Below are 16,236 nucleotides of genomic sequence, written 5' to 3' on the forward strand. Positions count from 1 at the left end.
AAAAATGACGTCACGATGAACAAGCCCGAGAAAGCCGATAAGATTGTCACGCAGCACAATGCGCTCATCAACGCCCGCTTCAGCTTCGTGCCCCTGCAGATGCGGCTGTTTCTGGCCCTCTTGGCACGCATAGAATTTGAGGACACTGATTTTCGGGAACACTTCGTTCCGTTCTCCGAGATCGGGTTCACCGATCGGGGCGGATCATCGTACCAGTTGCTGGAAGAAGTTTGCGAAAAGCTAACTTCCTTCACCCTCTACATCGAGGAATTGGAGCCCGGTACGCGGCGCCGGCGCAAGCGTCCTAACTACAAGTTTATCTCCCTGATGGATACGGTCGAGTACCAGGGAGACCGGGGTGGGGTACTAGCATCATTTAACCCGAGTATCATGCCTTACTTGTTGCAGTTGCGGGAGAGTGGCAACTTCACCACGGCAGCTCTGGCAGAACTGCGGAAATTGAAGAGTCCCTACGCGCTACGCATCTATTGGCTGCTGAAAGAATACGCGGATTTCGGTCAGCGCACCCTCAGCTTAGAGCAACTCCGGTTTATGCTCGATATTGCCGAGAATGAATATCCCCGGTTCTCTAATTTCAAAGCCCGGGTGCTAGATAAGGCGCAAAGCGAATTAGCCGCCACCGACATGCCCTTTACGTTTGAGTTAGAGCGGCAGAACCAGATCGTGCAGAAGATTCGGTTTTTGATTGAACTCTCCGGCAAACCCCAGGATCGCGAAATTACCGATGATACGGAATTAATTGAGAGTTCGGAAGCTTTAGAAAATGTTCAGCATACCGAGAAAGTTGAACATGTCGAGTATGCTGGTGTCCCGGCTTGGCATCAGGAACTTTTAAAAGCGGGCGTAAGCAAACGCAGCGTGCAGCAAATTAGCAAGCAATTACAAGCGGGCGAGTATCCTCTCGGGTATGTGGATTTCGTGTTGGCTCGCATCACCAAACTGCTGCGCTTAGGCAAAGTGAAGAAGCCGGCCGGCGCCATTTACAAAGCGTTAGTCGACAAGTATTTGCTGGCAGAGTACTTAGAAAGCCAAACCAAGGTAGCAACTCGTCCCGTGGTTGTGCCGGCAATAGAAACCCTGGAAGAAGTTGCCATGCCCTTGTCAGAAGTCGAGCAGATGTATCAGAACCCGGGTCCTTTTCTGAAAAAGATGATAGGGGAGGAAACGTTCGAGCAACATCTCCAGCGATTGTATCTAAACGAAGGCTTCGTTATCGAACAACGAGCCGGGGTCGAGTGGCTGGTTAAACACTGAAGGCAGCGGTCTTGGCTCAGCAATGGTAACAGCGGCGACCTGCTGTCGGTGGGCGCGACTACCGGAAAGTATCACTCTATTTTTTGTTCCTCTTGTCCCGGGCTTCCGCGGCAAGGGAGTGGAAATATACTTCATAATCTCGAGGGCGAATTCAGCGTCGCGCACCCCGCTCGTGTCCTCGAGGTCCTTTAGGGCCAAGATCACGTGAAAATCATCCCCTCGATCGTGGCCACCTGAGCCCGAAAGGCCAGCGTGTAAAAGGCGGCCGTATCGTAGTCGGTTTCGGCCAGCACTTGCTTTTCTTCCCCAGCAGAAAGTAGCGGTCGGTGACAATGTTGGTGTGCAGGTACACGTAGCTCGCGGGCTGTTCGCCACGCAAACGGCCGACCAGGGCGGCAAAAGCGGCGCCGGTAACCACAGGATTCGTTTCCATCACAACTCAAATTTAGCGGTTTCTGGGCTGTCTAGCGAGAAAACCTGCTTTTTTCCGCTGCTAAGAGCGGGAAGGCCGCCTCGCCAGGGTGAGGGGAGTTAAGTTACGGAGTGGGGCGGGGCGGCCCCCAACAAAGTTACCAGGTAGTTGAAGGAGCAGCTGTGGGCTGCCGACCCGTACGAGCAAAGAGCGCGCTCTGGAGTCAGTCGTTCCTTGTCAGCTTAGAAAAAGCCTCCGCAACGAGAAGAGTTTCCAGCGGGGATAGCTCGCTTTCCTGTGCGCTGGAGTGCATCGTTAAGCCCGTGCTGCCCAGCGACCGAGGGTGAACGCCCCCCCCATTTACAGTATATTTACTATACTTTATATTTACAGTGGTAACGCTCTTCGCGCGGCTCGTCTGGTCGGCTGCGCAGGTGAGCGGCGTGCTGGTTCCTTTCCTTTCGCAGTTCTTGCCCCGCATGAAATTTCTGGTACTACTTCTGACAGCTTACGGCCTGGTCTTCCCAAGCCTGGGCCAAACCCGGCAGGATCGGCAAGCGGTCGAGCAGGTGGTGCGCTGGTTCGAGCAGGATTTCAACGACGGGCGCTTCGTACAGGCGGCCGCCTATACCACCCCGAGTGGGAACATATCAACCCCGGGGCGGCATCACCCGGGGCCGCGCGGCCGTGCTGGCCGAGGTGCGCGCCGTGCATCAGGGCTTTCTGCGCGGGGTGAGTATGCGCCTGGACTCGCTGCGGGTGCGCTTTCTGTCCCCGCCGTCGCCGTGGCCGACGCCGTCCACAGGCTAAGTCCCTACACCGCGCCCGACGGGCGGCGGCATACCGACGAGCAGCAGCGCAAAACGTATGTGCTAGTCAAAGAGGGCGGTAAATGGCGCTTAACCCACGATCAGAACACGATCATCGCCAGGCCCTAGCCAGCGAGCGAGAATCGTACGCTGCGACCATCAATGTGGGCGAGTTGACGCAATAGGTACAGTATAAGGCGTCGATATTTATCAATATTTACATAAATTACAAACTATATTGCATATAAGCGCGTATACTTGCCGTAAATCAAGTATATAATTGCCGTGTATTACATCATAATATGTAAAAAGCTGTTGCTATGCTCGGTGCAGGGTTTTCTTCCTAACCTGGTGAGGCCATGTTCGCGCTAGTGGATTGCAACAACTTCTACGTGAGTTGTGAGCGCGCCTTCAACCCCTCGCTGCGGCAGGTACCCGTCGTCGTGCTCAGCAACAACGATGGGTGTTTGATTTCGCGCTCGGCCGAAGCCAAGGCCCTGGGTTTGCAGATGGGCGAGCCCTACTTCCAGGTCAAGCCCCTGCTCGAGCAGCACCAGGTGCGGGTGTTCTCCTCTAACTACGCCCTCTACGGGGACATGTCGCGCCGGGTCATGCACTACCTGGCCTCGGTCGCGCCGGCCCTCGAGATCTACAGCATCGATGAGTGTTTTCTGGACTTGCACGGCCTGGACCGTTACCTGCACCCCGACCTGGCGACCCTAGGGGCGGAGATCCGGACCCAAGTGCACCGCCGTACCAAGATACCCACCTGCGTGGGCATCGCCCCCACCAAGACGCTGGCCAAGCTGGCCAACCGCTTAGCCAAGAAGTACCCCAAACTAAACGGGGTCTGTTATCTGGACACCGAGCAGAAACGACACAAGGCCTTGGCCCTCACCCCGGTCGAGGACGTGTGGGGCATTGGGCGCCAATACGCCGACAAGCTCCATGCGCAAGGCATCCGTACCGCCGCGCAACTCGCCGAGCAGCGGGAGAATTGGGCCCGCAAGTTCCTGGGCGGCGTGGTGGGCGTGCGGCTGCTGCGCGAGCTACAAGGCAAAGTATGCCAGCACTTGCAGCCCTCGGAGGACGGGACGCTCTCGCGCCAGTCGATTACCTACAGCCGCACCTTTGGCACGCCCCTAACGGCCTTTCCCGATGTGGTAGGTGCCGTGAGTGCCTTCACCGCCCGCGCCGCCGAGAAGCTGCGCCGCCAAGGGTCGGCCGTCAACACGCTCTCGATCTTCCTGAGCAAGGACCGCTTCAGTGTGGAGCCCCCACCGTATTCGTTCTCGACCGTGGTCACCTTGCCCGTCGCCACCAGCGACACCAGCGAGCTGCTGCGCCACGTGCGCTCGGCCCTCAAACGGCTCTGGCAGCCCGACACGGTCTACAAGAAAGCCGGGGTCGTGTTCGACGGGCTGGAAACAGCCGGTCAACAACAGCTCAACCTGTTTGCCTCCCCCAATAAGGGCGAAGTCCGTGACCGGTTAATGCAAGACCTTGATCGGCTCAATGAACGCTTCGGCGCCGGGGCCGTTCACTTTGCCGCCGCGTTCGTGCGCAAAGGCGAGCGCGCGGCCTGGGATAGTCGTGCCGCCTACCAAAGTCCGGCCTATACCACGGACTGGGCGCAATTATGGACGATCGGGTAGGGAAGGAGTGGCCCGCCGACCGCTTAGCAGGGCAACCCAAGCGGTAAGTAGCGGCCACGGCCCGGGCCGTGGTGCGGAAGAAGACTTGTTTCATTCTAAACACGTTGCTCCTTAGAATGAAACACGTAAGGGGAGAGGGGGGAGCGGACGGACACAAAAGGGTAGAAAGAGGGGGAGCAGACCAGGAGCCCCTGGGTGTCGGCCTTTGTAGCAGGAAGGGGATAAAATTACGCTAAGCATTCGGGTGCTTGAAATTCCTCATCCCTATTCTCATAGCTGGATGAGTCGTTGGCCCTACTTTTTGGCCGGTCGTGGACTGTGCACCGCCACTCATGCAACCGCTTGCTTCTTTTGCTGCTCTTTCCGTTAGCCTCAGGGCGACTGCAACCCTTGGTGTATTCCGGGCATGAAGCTTTTCCCGCTCCTCTTCCTGCTGCTGACCTTCCGCCTAGCGGAGGCGCAATCTCTCCTTTCCTTGACGGGTAAAGTTACCGACAAGGTCACCGGAGCCGCTTTGCCTTATGCGTCGATTCAGTTAGTGGGGAGCAGCAGGGGCACCACCACGAACCAAGCCGGCGAGTTTGTGTTTCGGATTCCGGCGCCCGCTGCCAGCCAATCGCTGGTCTTTTCCTACCTGGGATATCAGTCGGTTACCGTGGCGTGGTCCCCCAGCGGACCGCCACAAGTCACCATTGCCCTCGAGCCGGAAGCCATCCGCTTGCCGCAGGTCGTCGTCCAGCCCGTAACGGCCCTGGACCTGGTGGCCCGCTGCTTGGAAAAAGTGCCGCAGAACTACGCCGCGGTGCCTTACCAGGCGGAGGGCTTTCAACGGGAAGTCGTCCGGGCCAACCAAAACGTGATTCAACTCTGGGAGGCCGCATTTCGCACCACCGGCCGCCCACAGGCCCAAACCACTGCCGTGCTCGAAGGCCGCTACCTGGAGGACAAGCGCGCCAAAGCGCCGCTATGGAATCCCGCGCGCGGGGCTTTTACACCTTCGGGTGGACGGCCGTTTCCGGCATCGATGCCCCCGACCCGCACCGGTTTTTGGGCGTGAAGCTGAAAAAGGCCCGGGACCTGGCCCGGTATTATACCTTCAACTGGCGGCAGACGATGACGCTGGATGGCAAGCTAGTGCACGTCATTGATTTCGACCAAAAGCCTCAGATCCACCAGCCCCTGCTCCAGGGCACGCTCTATATCGATGCGGCCTCCGACGCCTTGGTGAAGGCCACGCACCGCGTGAGTCCGCACGGGGTGCGCTTTTTGCAGGCGCACCAGACCTGGGGCGGGCAACCGATTAGCAAATCGCCGAAGCAAGTGCGGGTGCAGCAGGACCAGTGGACCACCACCTACCAGCAACTGGGCCCCAAATGGTACCTGCGTAGCGTGGTCATCGACACCCACTTTTCCGCCGCTCTGCTGTTACTGGGGCAATCACTAGGCCGGCTGGACTCCCTGCGCCTGCATTCGGAGCGGGTCGTGACGCACATTGACACGACCCAAACGGCGCCGGCGGTGGGCGGCATTGACATCGCCGAGGTGGGCCGCTTTCCGACCCTGCAGAACTTCATCCGCAAAGAATACGAAAGCCGGGACGCCACCTGGGCAACGTTTACCTATCTCCCCTTGGACCCGGCGTTGGCTGGCCTGGCTCAGCAGCTGCGGCGCAAAAACGAACAATGGGCCGCGGAGCTTGGGGGCGCCAGCAGCAAACGTACACCGCCCGCCAGTTGAGCGAAGACGCAACCTATGCCCAGGAAAGCCTGCAGAAACTGCACCCGGCGCCGTATTGGCACACCGACCCGGCAAGCCTGGACCGCGCGTTCGCCGACGTGAAAAAGCACCTGACCAAGCCCGCCTCGGAGGCGGAGTTGCTGCAACTGCTCAGCCCCGTGATTGAACAGATTCATTGCGGGCACACCGAGCTTTACCCGTCCGAAGCCGCCGAGCAGCACCAAGCCCGCGTGGCCAAGCCCTTTCCCTTGGAGCTTGGGCTAAACGGGGAGCAGGCAGTGGTGCGCCAGGCCTATGCAAGCATCCCGAAAGGCGCCACCGTAGTCGCCATCAACGGGCACGAACTCGGCGACGTGTTGCCCCGGCTGCGGGCCGTCATTCCGGCGGACGGGCACAACCAGACCTATAAGCAATTCCGCATGCAGCACGATTTTGCCGCCCTCTTCGCCCGCCACGTGCAGGCGACCGACTCGTTTACCATCGCTTTTCGGGAGCCGGGTCAGCCGCCTCTGCGCACGATGCGCGTGGCCGGTCAGGAGCAGGCTGCCCCCGCGAGCAAGTACGCGACGGCCCGAACCGACGAGGACTTGCGCACCTTGGTGCTGACGGTTCCCTCCTTTGCGACCGACCAGGAGTTTCCCGCTTTTCTCGAGCAGACGTTTCGCACCCTGGCCACCCAGCGGCTGACGAGCCTCGTAATCGACCTGCGCGGCAACGCAGGCGGCCGGGACGAGTACGCGGCGCTGCTCTATTCTTACCTGGCCACCGAGCCTTTTCGAGTCTACCAGCGGATTACGGTCCCCACCGCGGACCGCGACTTGCTGAACCGCTTATCCGTGGCGGGTGTCCCCTTGCTCACAGCCATTCCGGGCTACCTGACCGGCCTTCAACCCACGAAAACGGGCCTGGCGTACGTCAACCACCCCGGCCTGCACCTGCAACCGCCCCAGCCCAACGCGTTTCGGGGCCCCGTGTACGTGCTCGTCAACGGCGGCACGTTTTCGGCGGCGGCCGATTTTGCCGCCCTCGTCCGCAGCCACCAGCGGGGGGTATTTATCGGCGAAGAAGTCGGTGGGGGGTATTATGGCAACGCCAGCTTAGGTACGGCCCAACTGACGCTGCCCCACTCCAAACTTCGTTTGCTGCTGCCGCTGGCTCGGTTTGAGTCGGCCGTTTCCGCCCAGGGCGCGGTGGCCGGGCACGGCGTCGTCCCGGAGCACCCCGTGCGCTACGAGCTAGCCGACCTCTTAGCCAGCCGGGATAAAGAATTGCAAGTTTGTTATGAGCTGCTCCGAAAAGCGAAACAATAAGTTTGTGGTAACTAGCTTATCAATACTTAGTTACCCACAGGAGGAAGGTAAGCAGTGGTACAACTTGGCGGCTGCTCTAGCTCTTCGGGGTGCGCCTAGTGTTCTACGCGACCGCCATCCAGTACTGGCGGTCGCGCGTGACGCTGGAGAGACTGCTATCGGTCAGTTTCACCGTTTCAGCCACAGACAGTCCTTGCTGCAGCGCTTTTTTCACTTTCCCAGATGTTCCGCATCGAGCCCTTTGGGCCGGCCGGTGTGCTTGCCTTGAGCGGCAGTCAATTGCTGGCTGGCTTTGGTTTTCTTGAGGATGCTCTCGCGGGCGTACTCGGCCAGTGAGGCGAAGACGGAGCGCATGAACTTGCCCGCCGGCGTCGGGGTGTCAAGGCCCAGGTCCAGGGCCTTGAAGTGAATACTGCGCTGGTGGAAGGAATTAACTAGGTGAATGGCGTGGTCGCGGCTGCGACCCAGGTGGAAGAAGCGGGCCACCAGCACGGTATCCCCTCGCGCCACAACCCCACCACTCATCGAGCGCGGGCCCTTGCAGGCTCATGCCCGTGATTTTGTCTTGGAAGATGTGGTCGCATTCGGCCTTGGTCAGAATGTCGAGTTGCGTGTCCAGGGTCTAGTCAACGGTGGAGACGCGGGCGTAGCCGAAGGTTTTGTTCATACGGGTCAGAAAGCCAGGGTTACAAAGAGAAGCCGTCGTTTATTTTTGGCCCGACTTTCTGGCCCTACCTTTTGTGCGGTTCGCTAGGTTGGGGGCTAGCCTCGGTGGTAGGCCCGAAAGCTATGATATTCTGAACCTTCACTTAATGCTCAAACTGCCCGTTTTTACTAGATCACCTCCCTACTTCTTCTTCCGGAGCCGGGTCGGCTTGTAGGTGCGGACCTTGGTGGGCAGATAGCCCCGGCGCTTCACGGATTTCTGCGAGTTGGGCGCCGAATTGCGGACCGGGGGATAGTAGTTGCGGGGGGCCGGGGCAGGGAGTCGGTTGAGATAGTGGTCGTGTGCCCGTTGGCATCGGTGACGGGCAGCGGAGACTTCTCGGGCTTGGCGATCGCCGCCGCCGGCACGCTGTATGCCGTGCGTCTCGTGGCCGGGGAGGCGATAACCGTCTCCGTCTGCGTGACGCACGCAGTAGCGGAGACCAGCAAACTGATCGACAAGGCGGAGATAAGCGCTGTTTTCATAGACAAAGCGTAAGGGTTCCCTTCAAATATACCCCCTAGTAATCGCCTATAATACAGCTTCAGTCCTACTCCCCAATAGAGCTAATTTATTGTTGAATAAATGATGCGGGCCAGCCTCCGGGCGACGGAGTCGGGGGTGAAGTGGCAGCCGGGTTGAAGAATGGTGTCGACGATAACGACCCACGTGACGCGTCGTTGGGCAATGCTCGGGAAGGCAACGAGAAGGCGAAGGCCGACGAAGAAAACAAGTGGCATTCGTACGAAGTCAGCCCTAGCTTGTTGAATCAGATAAGTTAATCCTACCCCAGCTGGCGCGCACTCCGACTCTGTTAGCCTTCCAAGTAAGTCAACGACCAAGCAGATCGTGAGACATTGATTTAGGAGACGGCCAAATCGGACAGGTGAATCCGTTCTAACTTGTTAGGGACAGGGTACTTATAGGCGATACGTTCATCCACGAAAACGCTCGATTTACGAAGCACCTAGCCCGAGTACCTTGTCCTGAAATAGATTACTCACTCGCAAAGACCCATGTGGTCCAAAAACCTACCTGTTCTCGTTGGTTGTAAAACAGCACTAGCTGCCATAACGACACCTCGATAGGCTTTGAGGGACAAGCCCTACTCTACAGGTAGCACAGGGACGAGCGGGGCCATTGGGGCTTGCGAGTACGTATTGTTTGGCTTTCGGCTAAAAAGGGCTGGGGAGCGTCGTCCGCCATGACGACGACGCTCCCCAGCCGTTGTCACTTGAAAAGCAGGTCGCTCGAAGCTATTTTCGCTAGCCCAGCAGCGAGCAGAATCAATAACTCGTTTCTTGTGCCATTAGACCGCGCAGATAGCCCGTGTCAGCGGCACCTTGGGTACTCGGACGGGTGAGCAGCAGCAGGCGCCAGTCAGCCAAAGCCGCCGGGCGAATAGGCGCTACCTGGCTAGTGTAAAAGTCGCTTTCCACCCAGCGGCGAAAAACGCCTAGATTCCGGTATTCAACCACTGCGACGGCGTCCCACTGTTCGCCGGGTAATCCGGCCAGTTGCGCCTGGGCGGAGCCCTGCAAGACGAGGGTGAACTCGGCCGGGTCGTTGAACTGTAGAAAGGCGTCAATATACGCCTGATACACTTGCTGGCCGGTACGGGGCGGCTGGGTGGTGGGGTCGTCGTAGGCGGCTTGGTCGCGGTAACGCAGCAGATTGAGCATCACGACGGGCTGCTCGGCGGGCAAGGCAGCCGCGGCAGTCAATAGGGCGTCGAGGCGCAGGTCGGGAGGGGTGTTCAGCATGGCAGGAAGCAGGTTGAAGAGGGCCAGTAAAAGGAGGTAGCAAAGCACGTCTCCCGCCCTCTCAACCTACTTAAACTACTTTAAGAACGCGCCGGCGGCGTGTGCTTGCGGCGCAACATGCTCAAAAACTCGGGCGTGATGCCGAGGTACGCGGCAATATGCTTTTGCGCCACGCGGTTGAGCAGGCGGGGGTATTGCCGATAGAAGCGGATAAAGCGCGCCTCGGCCGTCAGGCGCAGCATCGCCACCAGACGGCGCTCGAGCAATTGGTAGCCCTTTTGGGAAAGCAGCCGAAAGAAGCGCTCAAACTTGGGCACCTGGGTGCACAGATTCTCTAAGTCGGGCAGGCTAAGCGAGAGCAGGCTGGTCGTTTCTAAGGCTTGCAGGGCCAGCGTGGCCCGGCCGCCTTCGAAAAAGCTGGCCGAGTCGGTGCACCACCACCCTTCGGTGGAGAAGGCCAGGTTGTGTTCTCGCCCCTGAGCATCGGTAGCATAGGTACGGACACAGCCGCTCACCACGAACCAGAGGCAGGTAGCGCGCTCGCCTGCAACCAGTACGTGCTCACCGCTCGCTACCTGTTGCGGGCCCAGCAGGTGGGTGAAGCGGGCGGCCTCCTCGGGCGTTAGGATGACATGGCGGGCAACATTAGCTAGTATTTGCGAATACATAGGGGCATGACGTGTAAGATGGCTTTACGAACGAGTTTCATCGGTGAACAACTGGCACGCTAGCACTATAGGTATCACTGCCGACTACTGAGTAAGCCAACTCGCTTTTTACCTTGGTATCGATAAGGACCATTTATCATAAAATAATAGGATGCCGAAAACTAAACAGGTACTTGTTTTCTCCCTAGAATTTTCCTCCTTAGAAGAAAACAAGAAGGTAGGAGGGAGTCTAAGTCGAAGCGAGACAAGCCAACACGAAAGGCTGGTATGAACTAAGGGTGTTGTTAAACAAATAAGGGAAAACCTCCAAGGCGGAAGTCTTCCCTTATTTGTTTAACAACACCCTGATAGGTTCTTGCTGGTCTTTCTTTTACTGGATGTTTATACGAGCACTGCCCCGCCATCAACCACCACGGTTTGCCCTGTATTGAAGGGCTGACGCAGCAGATAGAGGTAGGTTTGGGCCACAGCCCCTGCCTCGGCAACCTTGCCCACCGGCAGAGTTTGCGCGAGGCCGGCGTACATGGCCTCCCGATCGGCCACAGGTAAGCTGGCCCAGATGTCGGTTTTCACCACACCCGGCACGACCGCATTGACCCGAATGGGGGCCAGTTCCACCGCCAGCGCGCGGGTCAGCGCTTCTATGGCCCCGCAGATGCTGGCGGCGACGGCCCAGCCCTTACCGGGGCGTAGGCTGGCAATGCCGCTGGTGAGCACAATGGAGCCGCCCGACCGCAGATGTGGGGTTGCATATTTCACTGCCGCCAGGGTACCGAAATAGCGTAATTCAAATGTCTGCCGCATGGCTTGCAAGGTCGTATTGGCCACTTCACTCAGTTGCAAGGCTTCGCCAGCCGAAAAGACCAGATGGTCAAACGCGCCGAGTTGAGCGAAAAACTGCTCTACCTGCGTTTCGTCCGTGAGGTTGACAGCGTGGCCTTCGCTACCGGCAGGCAGTTCGGCAAGGGCTCGGTTGATTCGCTCCTGGTTGCTGGAAACGATAACGACGTGGGCGCCGTCCGCCGCCGCCGCTTGGGCGGTGGCCAGGCCCAGGCCGCCGCTGCCGCCTAGCACTACGACACGCGTTCCAGCCAAGACAGAAGAGATAAGGGGAGTGATCATGGTGTGCTTTATTGGTACGCCACAAAGGTCCTCCTTAGAAAGCGAGGCTAATTTACCAATTGGTAAAAAGCGCGCCTAGTTGCTCGCCCGACGAATGCGACTGAGCGACTGCTGTGTAATTCCCAGATAGGAGGCCACGTCCGAGAGGGAAACCCGCCGTGCGACTTCGGGCTGACAGCGTAAAAACTGGTGATAGCGCGCCGCTGAATCTTGCCCTAAGTAGGAGTTCCGGAGCCTAATCTTATCCAGCAAGCCCTGTTGGATACTCTCCATAATCAGGTTTCGCAAATAGGGCAGCTGGTGGTATAGGGCCTCCAAATTCGTTCTGCTAATGGCCAGCACCTGCGTCACGCAGGCTGCCTGAATGCTCTCAGCCGCCGGTATTTGGTGGGTAAAACTGTGCAAAATGGTACAAAAGCGGTTTTCAGCCATAAAGAAGTGAGTCACTTCCTTGCCACTTGCTTGCTGCACCTGGATACGTAATACGCCCTCTTGCACAAAATATAATTCGTGGCACACGGCACCGGCCGTTAGTAACGTCTCCCCCTCTTTTAAGGAGCGCACTTGCCACGCAGCGGCAATTACCGCCCGGTCAACCTCCGGAATGAAGCCCACGCGGTCTAAGTAGGGCAGTAGCAAGGCAGGCATTACCAGGAAAGGCGTTGGTTTAACAAAAAAAACGGCGTTTGTCAAAAGTAAAACAAACGTTTAATAGTGCTCAGCTTGTATAAGCCGCTATGTTGTACAATAACGTGCCTGGAGCCCTCTTGGTAATTGCAATGTCTTTGCCGCAACGGGTGAACCCTGGGCTCGGTTTAGGTTGAGAGTTTTCATTGATGCTCCTGCGCCCTTCGCTGTGCTCTCTTACCGCCACCTGAACCTGCATGACGAATACAGCTTCTCCAACCAGGCCCTACCAGCCGAAGCAGCATTTACCTTGGACTTGTTCACCGCCTAGCAGCCGCTGGCCAAACCTAGCCAGGGCTGAGTCGGAGGTTTTCCCCTAGTTGTTTAACAACATCCTTCATGTCATTCTTCTACTGGGGGAGCACTAGAGAAACGGAAACTAGCGCTACGGAATTTAAGGTTAGCGTGTCCTAGCACACCCTTTCCACTTTCCGGTGACAGCTTGTACGAGGAGAGGTACCTATTCGCTGGCAGGCAGTTTAAAGCGGCCGCTGCTTCCCCACCCAAGTATCTTCCGTTTCCGTTTGGCACTGACTACTAGGGGCCAGCGCAGGTGCGGTTCGCGCTGGACTGGTTATTTCCGCAGCAGCTTGACGTGGGCCTGCCCCTTGGCCCCGTGCAGGTGCAGGTAGTAGAGGCCTTCGGCCGCGAGCTGCGGTGAAAAGTCGAAGGTTAACGACTGCCCTGCGGTTGAAACCGTGCGCCGGCCTTGACTCAGGGTCGTGCCCAGCGCCGAGACCAGCGTGTAGCTGACCTCGCCTTGAAAGGCAGCCGGCAGCTCGACCGTGACGCGGCCATCAGTAGACGGATTGGGGTAGAGCTTGACCTGGGCGCTGTAGACGGGCAGCTTAGCTGGGGCAACGGTTGCCAAGGGACTAGCGGCGGGGCGCGCGGCGGCGACCGGTGAAACGGCGCTCTCGCTCAGCACCTCGATGGCCGACACTTTCGGTTGATCCACCCCACCCGCGCCGGGGGCAAAGGCGAGCGAGAGCACGCCGTCGGTGACGGTTACCAAAAAGGACTCGGTGGTGGCCGTCAGCGGGCCCACCTTCTGCACGATATCATACGCCTGGAGCACGGGGGTGCCTTCCGCTGTCACATCGAACACGCGCTGCCCTGGCGCGTTCCAGTAGAGCTCAGCAAAGTGCAGCTTTACCGTGTAGGTTCCGTTGGGCACCGGCAAGTTATAGCGGAAGGTGCCGTAACGCTCACTCTGGTACAAGGCATCGTCCTCGGTACCGGCAATGGGTGCCGTGGTGGCGAAAGGTACTCCGCCGGCCATGTACTGATCGGCGGCGAAGCGGCCCAGCGAGGTGCTGAGTGTGTCGGCCCCGGCATTGAGACGAAGCACGGCCGTCGGTACCACCTCCAGCACTTCGATCGCCGACACCTTGGGCAAATCTGTGCCGGCGGCGCCGGGGACAAAGGCGAGCGTGAGCTGGCCGTCCCTGACAGTGACGGAGAAAGTCTCCGTAGTCGCCGTCAACGGTCCGACCTTCTGCACGATGTCATAGGCTTGCAGTACGGTCGTGCCCTCCGCCGCCACGTCGAACACGCGCTGACCCGGGGCGCGCCAGTAGATTTCGGCGAAGTGCAACCTGACCATGTACTGCCCGTTGGGCACGGGCAGGTGGTAGGTGAAGCGGCCGTAGCGCTCGGTTTGGTAGAGCGCATCCTCGTCGGTGCCCGCAATGGGCTGGTCGGTCGAGAAGACTGCTCCGTCCGCCGCGTACTGGTCGGCGGCGAAGAGACCCTGCGAGGTGTTAACCGGGCCACCGCCGGCATGCAGGCGGTAGCGGGCCACCCCACTGGTCGGCGCAGCCGGCAGTATCGTAACCACCGCCTCGGCACTAGCCGCGTTACCGGAGTCGTCCGTCACGGTTAAGGTGACCCGGTTAGGGCCCAGGTCGGCGGCCGTGAACTCGGTCCGGCTCAGCGTCATTTCGCTAAAGCCGCAGGGATCCCTGCTGCCGTTATCGACCTGCTCGACCGTGACCGTCGCCCTGCCATTCACCAACCTGACGCTGATATCTTGGGTGCGCACAATGGGAATCGTTTGGTCACGCACGTGCACCAGTTGCGGGGCACTGACCGTATAGTTGCCGGCTTCGTCGGTGGCCGTCCAGATAATGGTGGTTGTGCCAATTGGAAAGGAAGATGATACGGACCAGGAATCACTGCGTACGCCCGTCACGCTGACCGGCCCGCACCGGTCCGTCGCCGCCGGTGGTGGCAGAAAAGGCGAGGCGTAGCAGCTCCCAGCATCCGTGGAGAGAGTTATGTCCGTGGGGGCGGCCAGGGTCGGCGGCTCGGTATCCACTACCGTGACGGTGAAGGCCTGGGTCTGGGTGCCCGTGCTGCTGGTGGCCGTGACTGTAACTGTACTGACTCCCACCGGAAAGAGGTGGGGCGAGGTGATCGGCCCGCTGGGCAGGGCATAAGTGAGGGTAGGCGCCGGCGTGCCGGTGGCCGTTGCCGCAAACGCCACCGAGGCCCCACACTCCCCCTCAGCTGCCAGGGCCCGGATGGGGTTGGGTACTACGAAAATCGGCGGGGTATCGCTAGATTGGGCGTACTGGAGGGCGAAATACGTGCCTCCCCCGAGGGTGGTCGTGCCCGCCACGTACACGTGACCCGCCGCATCCAGGGCCACGCCGACTGCTCCAGGAGCGGTGGGGGACAAGCCGGCGTAGCGGGTTTCCCAGAGTTGCTGGCCATCGGCGGCCGCGTATTTCACGGTGGCCACCTCCGCGCTGCTGCTGCTCGTATCAACCGCTCGCCCCGTCACATACACGTTGCCGGCCGGGTCGAGGGTTAAGCTGCTGGCTTGTGCCGGGCCGGGTCCGGGGTAACGCGCTTGCCAGAGTTGCTGGCCGCTGGAACCCGCGTACTTGAGCGTGGCGTACGCCGCGTTCGAGGTGCCCGTCACCAGCACGTTGCCCGCCCCGTCGAGGGCCAGCGCCGTCGCCTGATCGAGGGCCTGGTTTGGGCCGTCGTAGTGGGCTTGCCAGAGTTCCTGACCGCTCCCCCCGCGTATTTGACCGTGGTGTAGTCGGCCGAGCCATCGGCCCCCGCCCGCGGCCCGTCACGTAGGCATCGCCTGCCGCATCGACGGCCAGGGCGGCCGGAAAGGGACCCCCTGTGCGGCGCTGCCAGAGTTGCCGGCCGCTGGCCCCGGCATACTTGTACGTCAAAGACCCCACGTTAGAGCGGTCGAGGCCGCTCACCAACACCTCCCCGGCCCCATCCAGGGCCAGGGCCACGGCCTGGTGGAAGTTGTTACTAAAGGTCGGGAAGGAAGTGGTCCAGAGTCGCTGCCCGGTGGGCGAATACTTCACCGTCACCATGTCGCCGTAGTCGCTCGGCGCGATGCTGCCCGAATCGGTGGTGCCCGTGACGTAGACGTTGCCGGCGGCATCCACCGCGATGTCGGCCGCGTAATCGCGGCGGCGCCTGTCTCCTCCCCCGTCGAAGCGGGTGGTCCATAACAGGGTGCCGCTGGCCGAATATTTAAAAGTGACAAAGTCCTCCCGGTTACTGCCATTGCCGCGGCCGGTGCCCGTGCCGCTCACGTACACATTGCCCCGGGCATCCACCACCACCTTCGCCGCCCGAGTAAGGGCGGCCCCCTCGAAGCGGACCGCCCAGAGTTGCTGGCCACTGGCTGCATACTTCACGGTGAGGTAGGCATAGTCGTCGAGGCTAGTGCTGTACGAAATGCCCGTCACGATCACGTTGCCGGCCGCATCCACGGCCATATCCGTTGCCGTGCCCGTGCCCGCGTAGCGCGCATCCCATACCTGGCGAACGGCTTCCGCTCGGCTAGATGAGCTAGGCGTTCCCGCCAGCGCGGGCGGGGCGGGGCGGCGCTGCTGGAGAAGAGAGTGGTCGGTCGTTGGGCGAACTGCCCCCGTCGCCGGGGGCGCGGGGTGATCGGCTGGTGCCTGAGTTGTCAGCATAGGTAGCAGCAAGCTTACTGCGAGCAGCAACTGGGTAGAATACACCATAGCTGGGGGTGGGATAAGAGGGGAAAAGAAAGCAGATTGGCAGCCGCTTCCCAGCCGAAAAGAAACGACAGCACTCCTCTACTCT

Annotated in this window: 17 protein-coding genes; 9 read left to right on the forward strand and 8 right to left on the reverse strand. The window is 59.8% G+C overall.

Annotated features, from left to right (window positions below; all coding sequences use genetic code 11):
- Positions 1 to 15: 15 nt before the first annotated feature.
- Positions 16 to 1,275 (forward strand): replication initiation protein, encoded by a 1,260-nt coding sequence (locus MUN86_RS30860; protein WP_245127747.1) that lies wholly within the window; start codon positions 16 to 18, stop codon positions 1,273 to 1,275.
- A 211-nt stretch (positions 1,276 to 1,486) separates the two neighbouring features.
- On the opposite strand, the gene MUN86_RS30865 is transcribed toward MUN86_RS30860, so the two are convergent.
- On the reverse strand, positions 1,487 to 1,708 hold the full coding sequence (locus tag MUN86_RS30865) for a hypothetical protein (protein WP_245127748.1): 222 nt from the start codon (positions 1,706 to 1,708) through the stop codon (positions 1,487 to 1,489).
- Between the two features lie 371 nt (positions 1,709 to 2,079).
- On the opposite strand from MUN86_RS30865, the gene MUN86_RS30870 reads away from it, so the two are divergent.
- The 5 genes from MUN86_RS30870 to MUN86_RS30890 all read left to right on the forward strand — a co-directional run bounded on the left by MUN86_RS30870 (position 2,080) and on the right by MUN86_RS30890 (position 7,198).
- Positions 2,080 to 2,625: a hypothetical protein gene (locus MUN86_RS30870; protein ID WP_245127749.1), complete on the forward strand. Its 546-nt coding sequence runs from the start codon at positions 2,080 to 2,082 to the stop codon at positions 2,623 to 2,625.
- Positions 2,626 to 2,855: 230 nt separating this feature from the next.
- Positions 2,856 to 4,151 carry a Y-family DNA polymerase gene (locus tag MUN86_RS30875; RefSeq protein ID WP_245127750.1) on the forward strand — a complete coding sequence of 432 codons (1,296 nt, stop codon included), beginning with the start codon at positions 2,856 to 2,858 and terminating at the stop codon, positions 4,149 to 4,151.
- Positions 4,152 to 4,626: 475 nt separating this feature from the next.
- Positions 4,627 to 5,208, forward strand: coding sequence for a carboxypeptidase-like regulatory domain-containing protein (locus MUN86_RS30880; RefSeq protein ID WP_245127751.1), 582 nt, complete (start codon positions 4,627 to 4,629; stop codon positions 5,206 to 5,208).
- Complete coding sequence (locus tag MUN86_RS30885; RefSeq protein ID WP_245127752.1) at positions 5,118 to 5,888, forward strand: hypothetical protein; 771 nt, start codon at positions 5,118 to 5,120, stop codon at positions 5,886 to 5,888. The genes MUN86_RS30880 and MUN86_RS30885 overlap by 91 nt, the downstream gene beginning before the upstream one ends.
- Positions 5,834 to 7,198 carry a S41 family peptidase gene (locus MUN86_RS30890; protein ID WP_245127753.1) on the forward strand — a complete coding sequence of 455 codons (1,365 nt, stop codon included), beginning with the start codon at positions 5,834 to 5,836 and terminating at the stop codon, positions 7,196 to 7,198. The genes MUN86_RS30885 and MUN86_RS30890 overlap by 55 nt, the downstream gene beginning before the upstream one ends.
- Positions 7,199 to 7,408: 210 nt before the next feature.
- On the opposite strand, the gene MUN86_RS30895 is transcribed toward MUN86_RS30890, so the two are convergent.
- Positions 7,409 to 7,723, reverse strand: coding sequence for a recombinase family protein (locus MUN86_RS30895; protein WP_245127754.1), 315 nt, complete (start codon positions 7,721 to 7,723; stop codon positions 7,409 to 7,411).
- Positions 7,724 to 8,249: 526 nt separating this feature from the next.
- Here MUN86_RS30895 and MUN86_RS30900 point away from each other — a divergent pair.
- Positions 8,250 to 8,402, forward strand: a complete 153-nt coding sequence (locus MUN86_RS30900; RefSeq protein WP_245127755.1) for a hypothetical protein — start codon at positions 8,250 to 8,252, stop codon at positions 8,400 to 8,402.
- Positions 8,403 to 8,542: 140 nt separating this feature from the next.
- Positions 8,543 to 8,686, forward strand: a complete 144-nt coding sequence (locus MUN86_RS30905) for a hypothetical protein (protein WP_245127756.1) — start codon at positions 8,543 to 8,545, stop codon at positions 8,684 to 8,686.
- A gap of 504 nt (positions 8,687 to 9,190) precedes the next feature.
- On the opposite strand, the gene MUN86_RS30910 is transcribed toward MUN86_RS30905, so the two are convergent.
- From MUN86_RS30910 to MUN86_RS30925, 4 genes are all read right to left on the reverse strand, one after another.
- Complete coding sequence (locus tag MUN86_RS30910) at positions 9,191 to 9,667, reverse strand: DUF1330 domain-containing protein (RefSeq protein WP_245127757.1); 477 nt, start codon at positions 9,665 to 9,667, stop codon at positions 9,191 to 9,193.
- Positions 9,668 to 9,747: 80 nt separating this feature from the next.
- On the reverse strand, positions 9,748 to 10,335 hold the full coding sequence (locus MUN86_RS30915) for a Crp/Fnr family transcriptional regulator (RefSeq protein WP_245127758.1): 588 nt from the start codon (positions 10,333 to 10,335) through the stop codon (positions 9,748 to 9,750).
- 381 nt (positions 10,336 to 10,716) lie between these two features.
- On the reverse strand, positions 10,717 to 11,430 hold the full coding sequence (locus tag MUN86_RS30920) for an SDR family oxidoreductase (protein ID WP_245127759.1): 714 nt from the start codon (positions 11,428 to 11,430) through the stop codon (positions 10,717 to 10,719).
- A gap of 102 nt (positions 11,431 to 11,532) precedes the next feature.
- Positions 11,533 to 12,105 (reverse strand): Crp/Fnr family transcriptional regulator, encoded by a 573-nt coding sequence (locus MUN86_RS30925; RefSeq protein ID WP_245127760.1) that lies wholly within the window; start codon positions 12,103 to 12,105, stop codon positions 11,533 to 11,535.
- A gap of 172 nt (positions 12,106 to 12,277) precedes the next feature.
- On the opposite strand from MUN86_RS30925, the gene MUN86_RS30930 reads away from it, so the two are divergent.
- The gene (locus tag MUN86_RS30930) at positions 12,278 to 12,415 is read left to right on the forward strand and encodes a hypothetical protein (protein ID WP_245127761.1); all 138 of its coding nucleotides are present in this window, start codon (positions 12,278 to 12,280) and stop codon (positions 12,413 to 12,415) included.
- 303 nt (positions 12,416 to 12,718) lie between these two features.
- Here the strand turns inward: MUN86_RS30930 and MUN86_RS30935 are convergent, their stop codons facing one another.
- Both MUN86_RS30935 and MUN86_RS32655 read right to left on the reverse strand, forming a co-directional pair.
- Positions 12,719 to 14,938: a malectin domain-containing carbohydrate-binding protein gene (locus MUN86_RS30935; RefSeq protein ID WP_375379546.1), complete on the reverse strand. Its 2,220-nt coding sequence runs from the start codon at positions 14,936 to 14,938 to the stop codon at positions 12,719 to 12,721.
- Complete coding sequence (locus MUN86_RS32655; RefSeq protein WP_375379544.1) at positions 14,913 to 16,151, reverse strand: SBBP repeat-containing protein; 1,239 nt, start codon at positions 16,149 to 16,151, stop codon at positions 14,913 to 14,915. Before MUN86_RS32655 ends, MUN86_RS30935 begins: the two co-directional genes overlap by 26 nt.
- Between the last annotated feature and the right edge of the window lie 85 nt (positions 16,152 to 16,236).

Origin of the sequence: Hymenobacter volaticus (assembly GCF_022921055.1) — a bacterium.
Lineage (GTDB): Bacteria > Bacteroidota > Bacteroidia > Cytophagales > Hymenobacteraceae > Hymenobacter > Hymenobacter volaticus.